The sequence below is a fragment of the Amycolatopsis saalfeldensis genome (genome assembly GCF_900110575.1).
Lineage (GTDB): Bacteria > Actinomycetota > Actinomycetes > Mycobacteriales > Pseudonocardiaceae > Amycolatopsis > Amycolatopsis saalfeldensis.
The window spans coordinates 197,971-217,167 of sequence record NZ_FOEF01000009.1; the positions used below are offsets into that span (position 1 = coordinate 197,971).

Annotated in this window: 15 protein-coding genes and 1 riboswitch; of the genes, 8 read left to right on the forward strand and 7 right to left on the reverse strand. The window is 71.1% G+C overall.

The features are described 5' to 3' along the window. Positions 1 to 5 precede the first annotated feature (5 nt). From BMY97_RS21815 to BMY97_RS21825, 3 genes are all read left to right on the forward strand, one after another. Positions 6 to 674: an acVLRF1 family peptidyl-tRNA hydrolase gene (locus BMY97_RS21815; protein WP_091618934.1), complete on the forward strand. Its 669-nt coding sequence runs from the start codon at positions 6 to 8 to the stop codon at positions 672 to 674. Between the two features lie 180 nt (positions 675 to 854). Then, positions 855 to 2,483: an ABC-F family ATP-binding cassette domain-containing protein gene (locus tag BMY97_RS21820; protein ID WP_091618936.1), complete on the forward strand. Its 1,629-nt coding sequence runs from the start codon at positions 855 to 857 to the stop codon at positions 2,481 to 2,483. Between the two features lie 179 nt (positions 2,484 to 2,662). Next, positions 2,663 to 2,872, forward strand: a complete 210-nt coding sequence (locus BMY97_RS21825) for a helix-turn-helix domain-containing protein (RefSeq protein ID WP_003071237.1) — start codon at positions 2,663 to 2,665, stop codon at positions 2,870 to 2,872. Here BMY97_RS21825 and BMY97_RS21830 read toward each other — a convergent pair. Beyond that, on the reverse strand, positions 2,859 to 4,175 hold the full coding sequence (locus tag BMY97_RS21830; RefSeq protein WP_143086247.1) for a glycosyltransferase 87 family protein: 1,317 nt from the start codon (positions 4,173 to 4,175) through the stop codon (positions 2,859 to 2,861). The genes BMY97_RS21825 and BMY97_RS21830 overlap by 14 nt on opposite strands. A gap of 204 nt (positions 4,176 to 4,379) precedes the next feature. Here BMY97_RS21830 and BMY97_RS21835 point away from each other — a divergent pair, with 204 nt between their 5' ends. Then, complete coding sequence (locus BMY97_RS21835) at positions 4,380 to 6,248, forward strand: ABC transporter ATP-binding protein (protein WP_091618940.1); 1,869 nt, start codon at positions 4,380 to 4,382, stop codon at positions 6,246 to 6,248. Between the two features lie 42 nt (positions 6,249 to 6,290). Here BMY97_RS21835 and BMY97_RS21840 read toward each other — a convergent pair whose 3' ends face one another. Then, positions 6,291 to 7,019, reverse strand: coding sequence for an SIS domain-containing protein (locus tag BMY97_RS21840; RefSeq protein ID WP_091618942.1), 729 nt, complete (start codon positions 7,017 to 7,019; stop codon positions 6,291 to 6,293). A gap of 125 nt (positions 7,020 to 7,144) precedes the next feature. Between BMY97_RS21840 and BMY97_RS21845 the strand changes: the two genes are divergently transcribed. From BMY97_RS21845 to BMY97_RS21860, 4 genes are all read left to right on the forward strand, one after another. Then, complete coding sequence (locus tag BMY97_RS21845) at positions 7,145 to 7,840, forward strand: alpha/beta hydrolase (RefSeq protein WP_091618944.1); 696 nt, start codon at positions 7,145 to 7,147, stop codon at positions 7,838 to 7,840. 90 nt (positions 7,841 to 7,930) lie between these two features. Beyond that, a complete protein-coding gene (locus BMY97_RS21850) occupies positions 7,931 to 9,214 on the forward strand; it encodes an SAM-dependent methyltransferase (RefSeq protein ID WP_091618946.1) in 1,284 nt (427 codons plus the stop codon). A 214-nt stretch (positions 9,215 to 9,428) separates the two neighbouring features. Beyond that, the gene (locus BMY97_RS21855; protein ID WP_091618948.1) at positions 9,429 to 10,625 is read left to right on the forward strand and encodes an LCP family protein; all 1,197 of its coding nucleotides are present in this window, start codon (positions 9,429 to 9,431) and stop codon (positions 10,623 to 10,625) included. A gap of 66 nt (positions 10,626 to 10,691) precedes the next feature. Further along, positions 10,692 to 11,231: a GNAT family N-acetyltransferase gene (locus tag BMY97_RS21860; protein WP_091618950.1), complete on the forward strand. Its 540-nt coding sequence runs from the start codon at positions 10,692 to 10,694 to the stop codon at positions 11,229 to 11,231. A 23-nt stretch (positions 11,232 to 11,254) separates the two neighbouring features. On the opposite strand, the gene BMY97_RS21865 is transcribed toward BMY97_RS21860, so the two are convergent. The 5 genes from BMY97_RS21865 to BMY97_RS21885 form a co-directional block, all read right to left on the reverse strand. Further along, entirely contained in the window at positions 11,255 to 11,716 is a 462-nt protein-coding gene (locus tag BMY97_RS21865) for a peroxiredoxin (RefSeq protein WP_091618953.1), read from the reverse strand. Between the two features lie 77 nt (positions 11,717 to 11,793). Further along, on the reverse strand, positions 11,794 to 13,596 hold the full coding sequence (locus BMY97_RS21870; RefSeq protein ID WP_245787437.1) for a diguanylate cyclase domain-containing protein: 1,803 nt from the start codon (positions 13,594 to 13,596) through the stop codon (positions 11,794 to 11,796). Between the two features lie 311 nt (positions 13,597 to 13,907). Further along, positions 13,908 to 15,359, reverse strand: a complete 1,452-nt coding sequence (locus BMY97_RS21875; protein WP_091618956.1) for a cytochrome P450 — start codon at positions 15,357 to 15,359, stop codon at positions 13,908 to 13,910. A gap of 107 nt (positions 15,360 to 15,466) precedes the next feature. Then, positions 15,467 to 17,731 (reverse strand): 5-methyltetrahydropteroyltriglutamate--homocysteine S-methyltransferase, encoded by a 2,265-nt coding sequence (gene metE / locus BMY97_RS21880; RefSeq protein ID WP_091618958.1) that lies wholly within the window; start codon positions 17,729 to 17,731, stop codon positions 15,467 to 15,469. Positions 17,732 to 17,845: 114 nt separating this feature from the next. Next, a riboswitch (cobalamin riboswitch) is annotated at positions 17,846 to 18,057 on the reverse strand. A 58-nt stretch (positions 18,058 to 18,115) separates the two neighbouring features. Further along, the gene (locus tag BMY97_RS21885; protein ID WP_091618960.1) at positions 18,116 to 19,189 is read right to left on the reverse strand and encodes a ribonucleotide-diphosphate reductase subunit beta; all 1,074 of its coding nucleotides are present in this window, start codon (positions 19,187 to 19,189) and stop codon (positions 18,116 to 18,118) included. Positions 19,190 to 19,197 lie beyond the last annotated feature (8 nt).

Genomic DNA, 19,197 nt, shown 5'->3' on the forward strand with positions numbered 1-19,197 from the left:
TTCCCATGGCGAAGGCACGTCAGGTCTCCGGCGGCGGGCGGGCGGTCGAGGTGGCGCCGGACCGGCTGGCCGGCTGGTTCACGCGCTTCGCGGAGCGCAACGACGGCGTCCGGACGACCGTGCTCGGGGCCCGTGAGGTGTGCGTGACGGCGGGCAACGGCGTCACGGCGACCGCCACTGTCCCGTTCGGACCGCTGGCGGTCACGGGGGAGCGTGAAGGCCTGGCCGTTGAGCCGTTCGTGGCCCACGTGCTCGTGCCGCGGCTGATCGCGCTGCTGCTGGTGCGCCTCGGCGGGCACAGCCTCGGCCTCGCCCGCGGCGGGGTGGTGGTGCTCTCGCGCACCGACCGGCACCTGGTGCACGGCCGGTCCGCGGCCGGCGGCTGGTCGCAGCAGCGGTTCGCGCGCCGCCGCGAGGGACAGGCGAGGACGGCGCTGGCCACGGCCGCCCAGGACGCCTTCGAGGTCCTCGTGGCCCGATTGTCCGAAGTGGACGCTGTGGTGCTCGGCGGCGACCGGCACGCGCTGGACCGATTGCGTGATGACCGCCGCCTCGCGCCGTTGTTCGCCCGCGCGGAGCCCAGGGTGCTGGAAATCGCCGAGCCGCGGCGGACCGTGCTCGAAGACGCGGCGGAGCAGGCGATCTCCGTGGAACTCGTGCTGCGCGAGACGTGAACTCCCGGTGAAGCCGGAGTGAGACCGGCCACGGGGCGGAAAACCCGTGGACCACGACCCGTACACTCGATCTCGTGGAAATCCTGCTGGAGTAGCGGCCGCACCGGACACCCGTGCCGAAACCGGGTGGTGCCGGTGCCCGAAGCTGCCCACGCCCACCCCCGAATCCGGGAGTTTCCCTTGATCACGGCCACCGGCCTAGAGCTGCGCGCCGGCTCGCGCATCCTGCTCAACGGCGCCACCGTCCGCATCCAGCCCGGCGACCGCATCGGCCTGGTCGGCCGCAACGGCGCCGGCAAGACCACCTCGCTGAAGGTGCTCGCCGGCGAGGGCGAGCCGCACGCCGGCGACGTCCGCCGCAGCGGCGAGCTGGGCTATCTGCCGCAGGACCCGCGCGAGGGCGACCTGTCCGTCACGGCGAAGGACCGCGTGCTGTCCGCGCGCGGGCTCGACACGCTGCTGCGCGACATGGAGAAGGCGCAGACGGCGATGTCCGAGCTGGTCGACGAGCGCCAGCGCGACAAGGCCATCAACCGCTACAGCCGGCTCGAGGAGCGCTTCGCGTCGCTGGGCGGGTACGCCGCGGAGAGCGAGGCCGCGCGCATCTGCTCGAACCTCGGCCTGGCCGACCGCGTGCTGGCGCAGACGCTGAGCACTTTGTCCGGCGGCCAGCGCCGCCGCGTCGAGCTGGCGCGCATCCTGTTCGCCGCCGCCGAGGCGGGCGCGGGCGGCAAGTCCGAGACGATCCTGCTGCTCGACGAGCCCACCAACCACCTCGACGCCGACTCGATCACCTGGCTGCGCGGCTTCCTCAAGCAGCACGACGGCGGGCTCGTGGTGATCAGCCACGACGTGGAGCTGCTCGGCGACGTCGTCAACAAGGTCTGGTTCCTCGACGCCACGCGCGGTGAGCTCGACCTGTACAACATGAGCTGGCAGCGCTACCTCGACGCGCGCGCCACGGACGAGAAGCGCCGTCGCCGCGAGCGCGCGAACGCCGAGAAGAAGGCGTCCGCGTTGCAGCAGCAGGCCGCGAAGCTCGGCGCGAAGGCGACGAAGGCGGTGGCGGCCAAGAACATGGCGCGCCGCGCGGAGCAGATGCTGTCCGCGCTGGACGAGACCCGGCACGCCGACAAGGTCGCGCGGATCAAGTTCCCGGAGCCGGCGCCCTGCGGCCGCACGCCGCTGATGGCCGAGGGGCTGTCGAAGTCCTACGGCTCGCTCGAGATCTTCACCGGGGTCGACCTCGCCGTCGACCGGGGTTCGAAGGTCGTCGTACTCGGATTGAACGGTGCCGGAAAGACGACATTGCTGCGGTTGCTCGGCGGAATGGAAACCCCGGACACCGGATCGTTGGTGCCGGGTCACGGAATGCGTTTGGGCTATTACGCACAGGAACACGAAACGCTCGACCATGAAGCGAGCGTGTGGGAAAACATCCGACACCTGGCCCCGGACACCGGCGCCCAGGAGTTGCGTAACCTGCTCGGCTCGTTCCTGTTCACCGGCGAACAACTCGACCAGCCGGCCGGCACCCTTTCCGGTGGTGAGAAGACCCGCCTCGCGCTGGCCGGGCTGGTATCCAGCGCCGCCAACGTGCTGCTGCTCGACGAGCCCACGAACAACCTGGACCCGGCCAGCCGGGCGCAGGTGCTGGACGCGCTGCGCAGCTTCGCCGGCGCCGTCGTGCTGGTCACCCACGACCCGGGCGCGGTCGAGGCGCTGGAGCCCGAGCGCGTGATCCTGCTGCCGGACGGCACCGAGGACCATTGGTCCCCGGATTATCTGGAACTTGTCCAGCTAGCGTGACCCAGATGCGGCCATTCGGGTGCTTGCCAACCGGGGCGAAGCACTGAAATGGCCCAATGTGATCGCAGTTTCGACTGTTTTACGGCTGTCGTCTGGCATTCCGGCGCTCAGTGTTCGATCATTGCCCCGGCAGGGGCCTTATGTGGCCCAGAACACCACTCGGCGGGAAGGCGATCGACGTGGCTGATCTCAAGAAAGGCGCGCGGATCACCGGCAACACGCGCGACAAGCTGGCCGCTGACCTGAAGAAGAAATACGAGAAGGGCTCGAGCATCCGGGCGCTGGCGGAGTCCACGGGACGGTCCTACGGGTTCGTCCACCGGGTCCTCTCGGAGTCCGGAGTCCAGCTGCGGGGGCGCGGCGGGGCGACTCGGGTCAAGAAGAAGTAGTGGTACCAGGGCTGCTGCGCGGGGGGCGCAGTCCCGGTTCGGCGGCTCGGAACGCGAGCGCGGCTCCGAGCAGCACCAAGGGATAGACCAGGTAGCCGTAGCGGGTTGCCGGAGTGAGCAGGATCAAGGCGCCGAGACCGACGGCGATCCGCACCAGCACGGCGGATCCGGTCGCGGGGGGCCGGCGCCCCAGCCACACCAGCACGGCCACCGCTGCCGCACCGACCAGCACCAGCGAAACCACGTTGCCCACGGGGCCGGTTTCCGCGATCAGGTGGCCCGGCAGCGGGCTCGCCGCGGGGGAGCGCACCACGCCCATCCCGAGCGGGAACCGGATCACGTGTTCCATGAACGCCTTCGGGCCGGCCAGGTAGACCGGCAGGTGCAGCACCACCGTCGTAGTGACCAAAGTGGTCACGAAGCGCAGGAGTTTCGCGCGCCCCAGGCCGTTTTCGCCGCGCCCGCGGCAGTAGCAGTAGACGGCGAGCACGGCCGCGGCCGGCGCCACGATGAGTTTCGCGCTGATCACCAGGGCCAGCACCAGGCCCGACCAGCCGGCCCGGCCGGTCGCGGCGAGTGCGCACGCGAGCACCAGCAGTCCCACGATGGCCAGATCCGGCCCGGCGACCGACCACGTCAGCGCGGTCAGCGGGCAGGCGATCGCCAGCTGCGCGGCGAAAACCGGAATCCGGGGCCATTTCAGCATTCGTAGCGAGGCGATCACGCACAGGCACGCGGTGAGCGCGAAGTACCAGCGGGCGTCGGTCAGCGCGTTCGTCACCGGGTTGCCGCCGAACAGCGCCCGCGGCAGGCCGAAGACCGTCATCACCGGGCCGTAGGGCGTGTAGTCGTTGACCTCCGGCGGACGGCCGAGGGCGGTCACGTCGACGTACGGGGTGCCGTGCTGCAACAGCAGGCGCGCGCTGCGCTCGATCACCCACACCTCGGGCTGGGCGGCCCAGGAGCCGGGGGTGACCAGCCAGTCCACTCCGGTCAGCCGGCGAATCACCAGTACCGCCAGCGGGATGATCATGGCCAACAGCCCGACCGACGCCAGGCCGAACCAGCGCGAGCCGAGCCGTCCGCGCGGCTCGCGGCCGGCGCGGGCGGAAAGCAGTAGCCAGGCGCTGTGCGCGGCGGCGAGCCCGTAGCCCACGCTCGCGAACGCGCCCCAGATCCGGTAGCCGTAGAACTCCGAGGCGAACGCGCTGGCGAACGCGAACACGAAGCAGCCGAAGTAGAACAGCAGGTCCCAGCCGAGCAGGCGGGTCGCGCGGGCTTCGGGCGCGCGACCCGGTGCCATGAGCAGCTGCACCCTGCGTCCCCCTCGCCTCGGCGTATCGTGCCCCCGTCGCGTCAGGTTACCGAGGGGGTCCAGGTGGGTGAGCGGCCGCCCGTTTGCCGCGGTCCGCCCCGGATCGGGAAGAACTTCGGGTGTGCCGGTGTTGTGCGCTTCATATCCGCGAAAAAGCTCAAGTAATGTAGAAGTTTTAGACGGGGGACCTTCATGGACAACACCTGGGCGCTGATGAGTTCGGCGATGCGCTCCGCGGACACGCCGAGGGCGCTGGCCAAGGGCACGGTCAAGCGCGTCGCCCGCTTCGCCCGGCCGCACTGGGTCCGGCTGCTGGTCTTCCTGGTGCTGACAGTCGTCTCGGCGGTGCTCGCGGTGACCACGCCGGTGCTGGCGGGCAAGGTGGTCGACTCGATCGTCGGCGGCCACGACCTGCCGGTGGTGCTCTGGCTGGCCGCGGTGATCGCCCTGCTGGCCATCGCCGACGCGGGGCTGGGCCTGGCTGAGCGGTGGCAGTCCGCGCGCATCGGCGAGGGCATCATCCTCGACCTGCGCGTGGCCGTCTTCGAGCACGTGCAGAAGCTGCCGATCGCGTTCTTCACCCGGACCCGCACCGGCGCGCTGGTCAGCCGGCTCAACAACGACGTGATCGGCGCGCAGCGGACCTTCACCGCCACGCTGTCCGGGCTGGTCACCAACGTGATCCAGCTGGTGCTCTCGCTGGCCGTGATGGTGACGCTGTCGTGGCAGGTCACGGTGGTCGCGCTGGTGCTGCTGCCGGTGTTCGTGCTGCCGGCGCGCCGGCTCGGCCGCCGGATGGCCGGGCTGCAGCGCGAGTCCGCCCAGCTCAACGCCGGCATGACCACCCAGATGACCGAGCGGTTCTCCGCGCCCGGCGCGACGCTGGTGAAGCTGTTCGGCCACCCGCGCCAGGAGGTCGCGGACTTCGCCGGCCGGGCCGGGCGCGTGCGCGACATCGGCGTGCGCACCGCGATGCTGACCCGCTGGTTCATGACCAGCCTGACGCTCGTCTCCGCGCTGGCCCAGGCCCTCGTCTACGGCCTCGGCGGCTACCTCGCGCTGACCGGGCAGCTCGCGCCCGGCACCGTGGTCGCGCTGGCGCTGCTGCTGACCCGGCTCTACGCCCCGCTGACCGCGCTCGCGAACGTGCGCGTGGACGTGATGACCGCGATGGTCTCGTTCGAGCGCGTCTTCGAGGTGCTCGACCTGGACCCGATGATCAAGGAGCCGGCCGAGCCGAAGGAGCTGCCCGCCGGCACCGGTGTTTCCGTGGAATTCGACGACGTGCGGTTCGGCTACCCGGCGGCGGACCGGTTCTCCCTCGCGTCACTGGAGGACGTGGCCACTTTGGACAATCGTGGTGGCGAGGAAGTGCTGCACGGCATCAGCTTCCGCGCCGAGCCGGGTCAGATGGTCGCGCTGGTCGGCTCGTCCGGCGCCGGGAAGTCGACGATCGCGTCCCTGCTGCCGCGGCTCTACGACGTGGACGGGGGCGCGGTGCGGCTGTCCGGGACCGACGTGCGCGACCTCGGTTTCGCCACCCTGCGCGAGACGGTCGGCGTGGTGACCCAGGACGGGCACCTGTTCCACGACACGATCCGCGCCAACCTGGCGTACGCGCGGCCGGGCGTGACCGACGAGGAGATCTGGGCGGCGCTGGAGCAGGCGCGGCTCGGCGAGCTGGTGCACTCGCTGCCGGACGGCCTGGACACCACCGTCGGCGAGCGCGGCTACCGTCTCTCCGGCGGCGAACGGCAGCGGCTCACCATCGCGCGGCTGCTGCTGGCCCAGCCCAAGGTCGTGGTCCTGGACGAGGCGACCGCCCACCTCGACTCCGAGTCCGAGGCCGCGGTCGGCGAGGCGCTCACCGGCGCGCTGAAAGGCCGGACCTCACTGGTGATCGCGCACCGGCTGTCCACCGTGCGCGCCGCCGACCTGATCCTGGTGATCGAGCACGGCACGGTCGTCGAGCAGGGCACGCACGAGGAGCTGCTGGCGCGGGAGGGCCGTTACGCCGAACTGCACCACACGCAGTTCGACGAGGAGCCCGCGGTCGCTTAGGCCGCCGCCGCCCTGGCGTCCGGGCCAGGGCTGCGGGCGGGGTCAGCGCAGGGCCGGGACGCGCGGGCCGTACTTGGCCAGCAGCGCCTTGTTGGCCTCGTCGCCACCCTCCACATTGGAACTGCGCCACAGTGGAACGTCCAGGCCCTCGGCCGTGCCGCGGTCGAAGACCTGGGCCAGCACGAGGTTCCACAGGAACGCGTTGACCACAGTGGACAGTGGTGCGGTGCGCGGCGCCGCGGCCGGGTGGCTGGCGTCGCCGGGGATGACCAGGGAGTCGAGGACCACGGTGCCCTCCTCGACCAGGGTGGTCGGCGACCGGCGCGGGGCCGCGGCCACGCATTCCCGCGAGGTCACCGCGATGACCGAGGCGCCGCGGCGGCGGGCGCCGGCGGCCAGCTCCACCGGGTACGGGTTCACGCCCGAGGTCGAGAACACCACCAGCACGTCGTCCGGGCCGGGCGCGCGCTCGGCGAGCACCTCTTCGGCCAGCCCGGTGCGGCGCTCGGTCTTGGTGCTGTGCTGCGCGCCGTGCAGCGGCAGCAGCTCCGGGTGGTACAGCGGGTACACGCAGGCGAGGCCGCCCGCGCGGTAGAACGTCTCGGCGACGGCGGCCAGCGAGTGCCCGGCGCCCGCGGTGAACACCAGCGCGTCGCTGCGGATCACCTCCAGCACCAGGCCGGCCGCCGCGGCCACCTGGCCGGCGTTGGCCTCCTCGGCGGCCGCGAGCTTGTCCGCCGTGCTCTTCCAGTTCTCCGTGGCGCTCACCACACCTGCCCTTCGTCGCGGGTCCGGGCGCCGAATCTAGCGCGTGGCCACTCTTTGTGGTGGATCTGCGTGGTGGATTAGCGTGATACCCGGGCGGTAGGCGGACCCCGGTGACTGGGAGGCGGCAGGTGGACGAGGCGGAACCCGTCGTTTCGGTGCGGCGCGCGCGTGGCCGCACGCGCGCGGTCGCGTTGGTGCTGCACGGCGGGGCCGAGGTCGGCACCGGCTCGGTGCCCCCGTGGAAGCTGGCGTACCTGCGCATGGTGCCGCTGGCCCGCGCCCTGCACCGCGCGGGCGAACCGCACGGCCTCGAGGTGCGGCTGCTGCGAAACCGGCGGTACGGCTGGAACGGGGCCACCGAGGACCCGGTGCCGGACGCGCGCTGGGCCCTGGAGCGGATCCGCGCCGAGCACCCCGGTCTGCCGGTGGTGCTGGTCGGGCACTCGATGGGCGGGCGCGTCGCGCTCCGCGTGGCCGACGACCCGGCCGTGACGGGCATCTGCGCGCTCGCGCCGTGGACCCCGGCCGGCGAGCCGGTGGACGCCGTCGCCGGGCGTTCGGTGCTCATCGTGCACGGCACCCGTGACCGGATGACTTCGGCGCGCCTGTCCCACTCCTTCGCCGAGCGTGCCCGCGCGGTCGCGGCCCGCGTCGCCCGGTTCGAGATCGGCGGCGAAGGCCACGCGATGCTCCGCCGTTCGGCGGTCTGGACCAGGCTGGTGTGTGCTTTCACACTGGACGTGATCGGGGCCGGGGAGAGGGACGAAACTCTGATCAGGGCCTGGACCCGTCCCGCGGACGAGCGGTTGCGAATCCCCGTGTGAGACGAGTCGGGCGACCGGCACAAAGCGCACGCTTCGTGACCCGGGAATATCATTCAGCATGGGCCGCACAGCCCGTCCGGAGGGAGTGTCTTGTCCACCTCGAGTGTCGACCGCGCGGCGGGACCGTCCCCGCAGCCGATCCAGCAGCCGATCCCGCAGCAGATAGCCGACGAATCCCGGTGGCCGGGCCTGGCCACCCCGCCGCATTCGCCCTTGCGCGCGCGGGCCGCGGAGGCGCTCTTCCGCCGCGCCGTGAAGTCGCTCGAGCTGCGGGTGACCTTCCCCGACGGGACCACGCTCGGCGCGGGCGGCCCGGAGGCGCCGGAGATGCGCATCCGCCGCCCCGCCGCGTTCTTCCACCGCCTCGGCGCGGACGCGAAGATCGGCTTCGGCGAGGCGTACATGGTGGGGGACTGGACCGCCGACGACCTGCCCGGCGTGCTGACCCCGTTCGCGGAGAAGCTGGCCACGGTCATCCCGCCGTTCCTGCAGCGGTTCCGCCGGTTCGTCGAGCGCGCCCAGCCCGCGGCCGAGGAGAACACGATCGAGGGTTCGCGGGAGAACATCCACCGGCACTACGACCTGTCCAACGACCTGTTCAGCACGTTCCTCGACGAGTCGATGATGTACTCCTCGGCGCTGTTCGGCCCCGGTGACAGCTTCACGCAGGCCCAGCACCGCAAGCTCGACAGCGTGCTCGACTACGCGGGCGTGCGCGCGGGCAGCACCGTGCTGGAGATCGGCACCGGCTGGGGCGAGCTGTCCATCCGGGCCGCGTCCCGGGGCGCGAAGGTCACCTCGCTGACCATCTCGCAGGAGCAGAAGACGCTCGCCGACGCGCGCATCGCCGAGGCCGGCTACAGCGACCGCGTCGACGTGCGGCTGTGCGACTACCGCCAGGCCGAAGGCGAGTACGACTCCGTGGTCAGCGTCGAGATGATCGAGGCTGTCGGCGCGTCCTACTGGCCGACCTTCTTCTCCACGATCGGCAAGCGGCTGCGCCCCGGCGGCCGGTTCGGCCTGCAGGCGATCACCATGGACCACGACCGCATGATGGCCGCGGCGCGCTCGTACACCTGGATCCACAAGTACGTCTTCCCGGGCGGCATCATCCCCTCGGTCGAGGCGATCGAGCAGGGCATGGCCGAGAACACCCGGCTCAAGCTGGCCGGCATGCGGGAGTTCGGCCAGGACTACGCCCGCACGCTGAAGCTGTGGCGGGAGCGGTTCCTGGCCCGCTGGACCGACATCAAGGACTTCGGCTTCGACGAGGTGTTCGGCCGGATGTGGGAGTTCTACCTGGCCTACTCCGAGGCCGGGTTCCGCTCCGGGCACCTCAAGGTCCACCAGTTCGGCTTCGCCGACCCTCGCTGAGCAGGGGGGTTCCCTCCGGCACAACCGGCCCAGGGTGCCGCACGTCCTCATACTGAGGGCATGCGGTTCACTGGGCCGCGCCAGTTACTGATCCGACCGGAAGTAGGCGGACACGGGCTGCAGCCGATCGGCTTGCGGAAACCCTATCCGCCGTGGCTGTAGTCGGATCAGTAACTGAACAGTTTTGCCGGATCGGGGAACGGGTGATGTACCGATGACGTACGGCGGCGACGGCGGCAGGCGGCAGGAGCCGCCCCGGAGGCCCCAGCCACCGGGGAGCCCGCGGCAGCACCAGCGGGCGCAGATGATGCCGTTGCCGGGTTCCGCCCCCAGCGCGTACGACCAGCGGACGCGGCCGATGGGCAACCGGGGCGAGGCGCCGCCGCCCGGTCCGCCGCCCCGCCAGGATCCGCCGGGCCCGCACGAGGGCGGCCCCGCCCCGCGGCCGCGCCGTCGCCGCCGGTGGAGCATCGGCAAGATCCTGATGACGCTGGTGCTGATCTTCGTGCTGTTCATCGGCGGCATCTGGGCGTACCTGGAGTTCTCGATCACGCGCGTGGACGCGCTGGCCGACTACGACGGCAGGCCCGCGGCCGCGTCCGGCACCAACTGGCTGGTGGTCGGCTCCGACAGCCGCGCCGGGCTCTCGGCCGCGGAAGAGGAGAACCTGGCCACCGGCGACACCTCCGACGCGAGCGGGCAGCGCACCGACACGATCATGGTCGCGCACATCCCGGACAACTCCACGAAGCCGACGCTGCTGTCCCTGCCGCGGGACTCCGAGGTGAAGATCCCCGGCCACGGCACCAGCAAGATCAACGCGGCGTACGCGCTCGGCGGCCCGGCGCTGCTGGTGAAGACCGTCGAAGGCGTCACCGGCCTGCGCATCGACCACTACGCGGAGATCGGCTTCGGCGGCTTCGCGACCATCGTCGACGCGATCGGCGGCGTCGACATGTGTGTCGACAAGGACATGAACGACACGATGACCGGCATCAACATCAAGGCCGGCTGCCAGACACTCGACGGGCGCGACTCGCTCGGCTTCGTCCGGATGCGGCACAGCGTCGCGACCCCGCGCTCGGACCTCGACCGGGTGGCCAACCAGCGCAAGTTCATCGGCGCGCTGGTCAGCCAGATCGCGAGCCCGGGGACGCTGCTCAACCCGTTCCACTTCTTCCCGCTGCTGTCCTCGGCGCCGGCCGCGCTGACCATGGACTCGGGCGACCACGTGCACAACCTGGCCGGGCTGGCGATCGCGATGCGCGGCATCTCCTCGGGCGGCGTGCTCACCGGCACGGTGCCGGTCACCGACGGCTCGGCCACGCACTGGGACAAGGCCAAGTCGACGCAGCTGTTCGACGCGCTGAAGAACGACACCGCGGTGCCGGACGGCATCCTGATCAGCTGACGCCCGCGCGGGCGCCCGCCGGAAAACGGCAGGCGCCCGCGCGCCGTCTGCTGTCACGATGGGGCGATGGACACCCCACGGGAAACCCTGACCGAAACCGGGATCACCCTGGCCCGCTGGCGCGCGGACCAGCTCGACGACCTCGTGGGGGCCGTTCAGGGATCCTTGGCGCACATCGGCGCCTGGCTGCCCTGGGCAACGAACGGCTACGGACCGGCGGAGGGCGCCGAGTTCCTGAGCGGCACGGTGGCGCACTGGGAATCGGGGGAGTCCTACGAGTACGCCATGCTGGCCGAGGACGGCGCCGTCATGGGCAGCTGCGGGCTGATGCGCTGCGCGGGCGACGGGGGCGTCGAGATCGGCTACTGGCTCGGGCTCCCGTACACCGGCCGCGGCCTGATGACGGCGGCCACCTCGCTGGTGATCGCCGAGGCGTTCCGCTCGGGCGCCGAGTACGTCGAGATCAAGCACGACGAGCTGAACACCCGCAGCGGCGCCATTCCCGCCCGGCTGGGCTTCACGCTCGACCGCGAGGAGGCCGCTACCCAGCCGCCGGCCCCGTCCTGCGGCGGGACCGATCGGGTGTGGCGCCTGGACCGCCCCTGAACGGCGCGGTCAAGGCAGCGTGGTCAGGCAGCCGCCTCGCGGTCGCGCAGGAGCTTCAGCGCGCGGTCCGCGTGGGCGGTGAAGTTCAGCTCGCTCTTGATCACGTCCAGCACCCGACGGTCGGTGTCGATGACAAACGTCTGGCGCTTGGTGTGCAACGGGATCAGCTTGCGCCACACGCCGAACTGCTTGGCCACGCCGCCGTCCACATCGGACAGCAAGGGGTAGTCGAAGCTGTTCGCCGCGGAGAAGGCGCGCTGCTTTTCGACGGCGTCCGGGCTGATGCCCACGCGCTGGGCGCCCACCGCGGCGAACTCGGCCGCCAGGTCGCGGAAGTGGCAGCTCTCCGCGGTGCAGCCGCCGGTCATCGCGGCCGGGTAGAAGAACAGCACCACCGGGCCGGAGACCAGGAAGTCCGACAGGGTGCGCGCCACCCCCTGGTCATCGGCCAGCGTGAAGTCGGGGGCGAGGTCGCCGGTCTCCATCGGGTGTGGTCCTTTCGGTCGGTGCCGCGGAAGAAGATCCTCTCAGGAGGTTCGGAGCCGCGGCCCGCCCGGATGGTTCAGCCCGCGTGCCGGCCGATCATCTCGTCCACTTCGTCACCGGTGGCGGAATCGGCCACGAACGAACCGCGTGCGCCCAGCACACCCAGTTCACGCAGCCGCCGCGCGTGTTCTTCCGTGCGCACGCCCTCGGCGCCGATCCGCAGGTTCAGCTCCTTCGCCCGCGCGACGAGCTGGGCCAGGTGCCGCGTGTCGGTCTCGGACGGGTCGTCGGCGAGCACGTCGACCACCGCGCCGGCGAGGATCACGTGCCGCACCGGCAGCTCGTGGCGCGCGATCAGCTCCAGGTCGTCGGAGCCCGAGATGGTCAGCACCAGCTGGGCGCCGAGGTCGGCGAGGACGGTGAACGAGTCGAGCACCTCGCCGCCGTCGTCGAACATCGACTGGCGGTCGGCGCACAGCCGCAGCGCCCGCGCGGGCAGCTCGTGCCGGTCGAGCTGCTCCTTGACCAGCAGCACCAGGTCCGGGTCGGCGGCGAGCCGCTTCGGCAGCCGGATGCAGACGTCCGGCGCCGCGTCGCCGAACCGCTGCCGCCAGCGCGCGGTCGCGGCCAGCGACTCGGCGAGCAGCCACTTGCCCAGCGGGATCGTCATGCCGGTGATCTGCGCCAGCGGGTAGAACTCGTCGGAGTCCAGCTCACCCCGGTCCGGGTGGTTCCAGCGCAGCCCGGCGTTCACCGCGGCGATCCTGTCCGGGTTCCGGAGCATCACGGTCGGCTGGTAGACCAGCGAGAACTCGCCGTTCTCCAGCGCGCCGGCGATCACCGCGCCCAGCTGGTAGCGGCCGCGATCCCGGGCGTCGAGCTGCGGGTCGTACAGCATCCACTGCGCCTTGCCCGCCTCTTTGGCCCGGTGCAGCGCCAGCTCGGCCGCGCGCAGCAGCTCGACGTGGCTGCTGCCCTCGGTGACCGAACGCACGACGACCCCGGCGCTCGCGCTGACCCCGATCCCGTGCCCGCCAAGGTAAATCGGCTCGTTGAGGTCTTCCAGCGCCTGGTCGACCAGGGTGACCGCCTGCGCCTGGGTCAGGTCTTCGCCGCGCAGCAGCACCCCGAAGCCGTCACCGGAGAGCCGCGCGACGTATCCGTCGTGCCGGCCGGTGAAGGTCCGCGACAGCTTGCTCGCGACCTCCTTCAGCACCTCGTCGCCGACTCCGGCGCCGAGGCCGTCGTTGATCACCTTGAAGCCGTCGATGTCGAGGTAGATCAGCCCGAGCTGACCGCGGTTGGGCGTGCCGAGCGCCGCCTCCAGCCGCGTGGTGAACGCCTGCCCGTTCGGCAGCCCGGTGAGCGGGTCGTGCAGGTTCTGGTGCAGCAGCCGCTCGCCCAGCAGGTGCAGGTCGTCGGTGTCGGCGGCCATCAGCACCGGGAAGCGCGCCTCGGGCCCGTCGCCGGGCAGCCAGGCGAGGGTGACGTTCGTGGTGAGCCGGCCGTCCTGGCTGTGCGCCAGGTGCACGCCGCGCTCGGTGATCCGGTCGGTGCCGTGCGCGCTCAGCCGTTCCAGCCCGCCCCGGATCCGGTCGGCGTCGTGGGTGGTGGCCGCCAGGTCGGACAGGTGCCGCCCGCGCAGCCGCTCCGGCGGCGACCCCACCAGCTTCCCCAGCGCGGGGTTGGCCTCGACGATGTCACCGGCGGCGTCGGCGAGCGCAATCGCGATCGGCGCGACGGTGAACAGGGTGGTGAAGCGCAGCAGGGCGCCTTCCTGCACCGGGTTCGCGGTCCGGATGACGTCACGGGCGAACTCGAGCAGGAGGCGCTCCCGGTCCTCCGGGGCGAGCGTTACTCCTTTGGTGTCACCCAGCATCGCCGCGTACCGGCGCGCGACATCGGACACCCCTGGTTGGTCACCAGGCTCAGGCACACTCAACCCCTTCATGCGCGGACTAAAGCCAGCTCAGACGTGGTGCGAGGAATCATGGACCCACACTAGGTATGAGTTGCTCGTGAGTGATGCCACGGCATCACGCGCGATCCGGGGTGTCTACCGGCTGAACGAGTGATGGAGACTGCACAAAAGGTGACGGCATGTCACCTTGAGTGCGCGAACGTGTCTCCCGATGCCGACGGACCCCCGGCCCGCGCCCCTCAGCGCCCCTTGGCGTCGAGCGGAAGCCGTCAACGATATTCGAGGCGCATCGGCAGCCCGTCGGCGGGCACCGGCAGCGAGACGTAGTCCCAGCGCGCGGTATAAGCCTCGGGCACCGACCACCGGTAGACCCGCAGCATCTCGTGCATCAGCGCCTTCACCTCCAGCCCGCCGAACTGGAGGCCGATGCACTTGTGCGCGCCGCCGCCGAAGGGCATCCAGGCGAAGCGGTGCGACTTGTCCTCGCGGCGCGGCTCCGCGAACCGCTCGGGGTCGAAGGCGTGCGGGTCGGTCCAGTGCTCGGGGCTGAAGTGGTTCAACGTCGGGGAAACCCCGACCAGCGTGCCCGCCGGGAGGTAGTGGCCGAGCACCTCGGTGTCCTTTGTGGTCTTGCGGGCCATCGAGGGCACCGGCGCCACCAGCCGCAGCGCCTCCTTCATGACGAGGTCGAGCGTCTCGAGCCCGTCCAGCGCCGCGATGTCGGGCACGTCGTCGCCGAGCGCCAGCGACTCCGCCCGGGCGCGCTCCTGCCACTCCGGGTGCTTGGCCAGGTAGTAGGCCATGGCGCTGCTGGTGATGGTCGTGGTGTCGTGCGCGGCCATCATCAGGAAGATCATGTGGTTCACGATGTCGACGTCGCTGAACCGGTCGCCGTCCTCGGTGGTGGCGTGGCAGAGCGCGGCGAACAGGTCGTCGCCGTCGGCGCGCCGTTTCGCGGGCAGGTTCTCGCCGAAGTAGCGCTCCAGCACCCGCCGGCCGCGCAGCCCGGCGGCCCAGCGCCCGCCCGGCACCGGCGCGCGGACGATCGCGGTGCCGGCCCGCACCGAGCTGACGAACGCGCGGTTGATCTTCGCCGCGTCCGCGTCGGCGTCCATGTCCATGAACACGCGGGTGGCGACGTCGAGGGTCAGCTGCTTGAGCGCCGGGTACAGCCGCGGGCTGGTGCCGGCCGGCCACGACCGGACGCCCTCGCGCAGCGCCGGGCCCATCTGCCCGACGTAGCCGGTGAGGCGCTCGCGGGTGAACGCCTGCTGCATGATGCGCCGGTGCAGGTGGTGCTCGCCGAAGTCGAGCAGCATCAGGCCGCGCTCGAAGAAGTTCTCGATGAAGAACTTCCAGCCCTCCTGCGAGAAGGCCTTGTCCTTGTTCACCAAGGCGATCTGCGTCGCCTCGGGCCCGGACAGCGACACGATCCGGCGGCCGAAGCCGCCCAGCCACGACACCGGGCCGTACTGCTCGTAACGGCGCAGGCTGAAGTCGAGGCCGAAGCGCATCATCTCCAGCGCGTGCCCGACCACCGGCGGGCCGTCGTCGCCCAGCACCGGTTTCAGGCCGCTGCCCGCGGGCGGCGCCGCCAGCTCGCGCACCGGCCACGAAGCGCCGAGCCAGCGCTCGTCGACCTTGCGGGGCAACGGGATCGCCGTCAGCGGCGGCACCCGTTCACGCAGGGCCTCGGCGACTCTGCCGACTGCGCTCGTCATGGAGGATCATCTCCCGCCTGACTCTGGGACGAGTTCCAGCGTGCACCCTTATTGACGCAGTGGCAATACCTCCGCGCGCCTCTTTTCGGGTGGTCTCGCCTGCTTGGTCAGGCCTGCTCGGCGCGGACCTGGCGGGCGGCGGCCACGAGGTTCTCGAGCGCGGGGCTCACCTCGGCGTAGCCACGGGTCTTGAGGCCGCAGTCCGGGTTCACCCACAGGCGGCCGGCCGGCACGGCGGCGACGGCCGTGCGCAGCAGGTCCGCCATCTCCTCGACGCCGGGCACGCGCGGCGAGTGGATGTCGTAGACGCCAGGGCCGACCCCGCGGGCGAAGCCGGCGCCGGAGAGGTCGTCCAGCACCTCCATCTTCGACCGCGCCGCCTCGATGCTGGTGACGTCGGCGTCGAGCGCGTCGATGGCCGGCAGCACCTCGCCGAATTCCGAGTAGCACATGTGCGTGTGGACCTGAGTGGTGTCGGCCGCCCCGGAAGTCGCGACGCGGAACGCGCGGACGGCCCACGCGAAGTACGCCTCGTGCCCGGCCGCGCGCAGCGGCAGCAGCTCCCGCAGCGCGGGCTCGTCGACCTGGACCACCCGCACGCCCGCGGCCTCCAGATCGGCCACCTCGTCGCGGATCGCCAGCGCGACCTGCAACGCGGTTTCGGCCGGCGGCTGGTCGTCGCGGACGAACGACCACGCCAGGATCGTCACCGGGCCGGTCAGCATGCCCTTGACCGGCTTTTCGCTGAGCTGCTGGGCATACCGCGCCCACGGGACGGTCATCGGCGCCGGCCGCGAGACGTCGCCGAACAGGATCGGCGGGCGGACGCAGCGGGAGCCGTAGGACTGCACCCAGCCGGACTCGGTGGCGGCGAAACCGTCGAGCTGCTCGGCGAAGTACTGCACCATGTCGTTGCGCTCGGGCTCGCCGTGCACCAGCACGTCGAGGCCCAGCTCTTCCTGCAGCCGCACCACGCGCTCGATCTCGGTGTGCATCGTCGCGACGTAACCGGCCTCGTCCAGCTCGCCCGAGCGCAGCGCCGCGCGGGCCTTGCGGACGTCGGTGGTCTGCGGGAAGGAGCCGATCGTGGTGGTCGGCAACGGCGGCAGGCCCAGCTCGGCCTGCTGTGCCGCCGCGCGCTGCTCGTACGGCGGGCGGGCGGCGTCTTCGGGACGCAGGGCGGCGAGGCGTTCCCGTACGCGCGGATCGGTCACCTCGGTGGCCGTGGCGCGGTCCGCGACGGCGCCTCGGGCCGCGGCGAGGTCCGCGTCCTCTTCACGCAGCGCGCGGCCGAGCAGCACCACCTCGTCGACCTTCTGGCGTGCGAACGCCAGCCAGCCCTTCACCCGGGCGTCGAGGCTCGTCTCGCGTTCGACGTCGTAGGGCACGTGCAGCAGCGAACAGGACGTCGAGACGCTCACGGCCGCGGCGGTGCCGAGCAGCTTGCGGGCCTTCTCCAGCGCGCGGTCCGGGTCGGTGCGCCAGACGTTGCGGCCGTCGACCACACCGGCGAGCACCTCCTTGTCCCGCAACGCGCCTTCGGCCGCGACGGCGTCCACAAAGGACTGGTCGGTGACCAGGTCGACGGCCACCGCCTCGATGGGGGAGCGGGCCAGCACACCGAGCCCGCGCCCGAGCCCGCCGAAGTACCCGGCGACGAGGATCTTCGGCCGGTCCTGTGCCTTGGCCAGCACGTGGTACGCGCGGGTCAGCGCGTTCAGCTCGGCGTTGGTGCGGTCGCCGGCGAAGGCCGGCTCGTCGAGCTGGACCCACTCCACGCCTTCGTCCCGCAGCCGGCGCAACAGCTCGGCGTACGCGGGCAGCAGTTCGTCGAGCAGCTCCAGCGGCGCGAAGCCCGGCGCGGTCGACTTGGCCAGCAACAGGAACGTGACCGGGCCGACGAGCACCGGCCGCGTTTCGATGCCGAGTGCGCGGGCCTCGCGGTACTCGTCGAGCGGCTTGCTGCCGGTGAGCGTGAACTTCGTGTCCGGGCCCAGTTCCGGGACCAGGTAGTGATAGTTGGTGTCGAACCACTTCGTCATCTCGAGCGCGGGCGCGTCCTGCACGCCGCGCGCCGCCGCGAAGTAGGTGTCCAGCGGTGACAGCCCCAGACTCGTGAAGCGCTCGGGCAGCGCGCCGAACAGCTCTGCGGTGTCGAGCACGTGGTCGTAATGGGAGAAGGTGCCGGACGGGATGGAGTCCAGCCCGGCGTCACGCTGCCCGGTCCAAGCGCGGGTGCGCAGCGAGCGGCCGGCGGCCAGCAGCTCCGCCGCGTCGATCCGGCCCGCCCAGTACCGCTCCATGGCGCGCTTGAGCTCCCGGTCGGGCCCGATGCGCGGGCTGCCCAGAATGGTGGTGCCGATGGTGTTCACAGCTCTCTCCTCGCGAGCTCGCCGAACGAGTCCGGACGCGCGAAGGGGCCGCGTTCTTCGGTCGTGCCTGCTCCCACGAGGCCCGGACTCACGCACGCCGTCGGCGCGCGTGCCACCGGCAGGTCTTCGGACTGGTGGGCGCCGTGCTCGCGCCTACTCGCCGTCGCTTCCCGGACTCGCGTCCAGTGCTCTACCACTTCTCGTGGTGACGGCTTTCGTTCCCACTCACCGCTGCGGGGGCAGTCCCGGATTCACACCGGGTTCCCTGTTGCCTCGCCCGGGGTGCGGCCGTGAAAAAAGCCCGGCCACGCCCTGGGCGAACCAGTGGCGTGGCCGAGCCTAGCGGGCGTGGCACAACTCCCGCCCGGTTCCCGGATGGCGGGATCAGTCCCAGTCCAGGGCCCCGCCCGACTGGTACTCGATCACGCGGGTCTCGAAGAAGTTCTTCTCCTTCTTCAGGTCCATCGCCTCGGACATCCACGGGAACGGGTTCTCCGTCTCGCCGAAGATGGGCTGGAGGCCGATCTGCTGCGCGCGCCGGTCGGTGATGAAGTGCATGTACTGCTCGCACAACTGCGCCGAAAGGCCGAGCATGCCGCGCGGCATGGTGTCGCGGGCGTAGGAGACCTCCAGCTCACACGCCTCCTTCAGCATCCCGCGCACCTCGGCCTGGAACTCTTCGGTCCACAGGTGCGGGTTCTCGATCTTGATCTGGTTGATGCAGTCGATGCCGAAGTTCAGGTGGATCGACTCGTCGCGCAGGATGTACTGGTACTGCTCGGCGATGCCGACCATCTTGTTCCGCCGGCCGAGCGAGAGGATCTGCGCGAAGCCGGTGTAGAACCACATGCCCTCGAAGATCACGTAGAACGCCACCAGGTCGCGCAGGAACGCCGTGTCGGCCTCCGGCGTGCCGGTCTCGAAGTCCGGGTCCTCCAGGTGCTGCGTGTACTTCAGCGCCCACGCGTCCTTGTCCGAAATGGACGGGACCTCGCGGTACATGTTGAACAGCTCGCCCTCGACCAGGCCGAGGCTCTCGCAGATGTACTGGAAGGTGTGCGTGTGCACGGCCTCCTCGAACGCCTGGCGCAGCAGGTACTGGCGGCACTCCGGGTTGGTGATCTGCCGGTAGACCGCGAGCACGATGTTGTTGGCCACCAGCGACTCCGCCGTGGCGAAGAAGCCGAGGTTGCGCTTGAGCATCTGCCGCTCGTCCTCGGTGAGGCCGTCGGGCGACTTCCACAGCGCGATGTCGGCCTGCATGGCGACCTCGGTCGGCATCCAGTGGTTGTTGCAGCCGGCGAGGTACTTCTCCCACGCCCAGCGGTACTTCATCGGCAGCAGCTGGTTGACGTCGGCGCGGGCGTTGATCATCCGCTTGTCGTCGACGTTGATCCGGGCGGCGCCGACCTCGATCTCACCGAGGCCGGTGACGCCGGTGCTCTCCACGTTGGTCATGTTCTCGG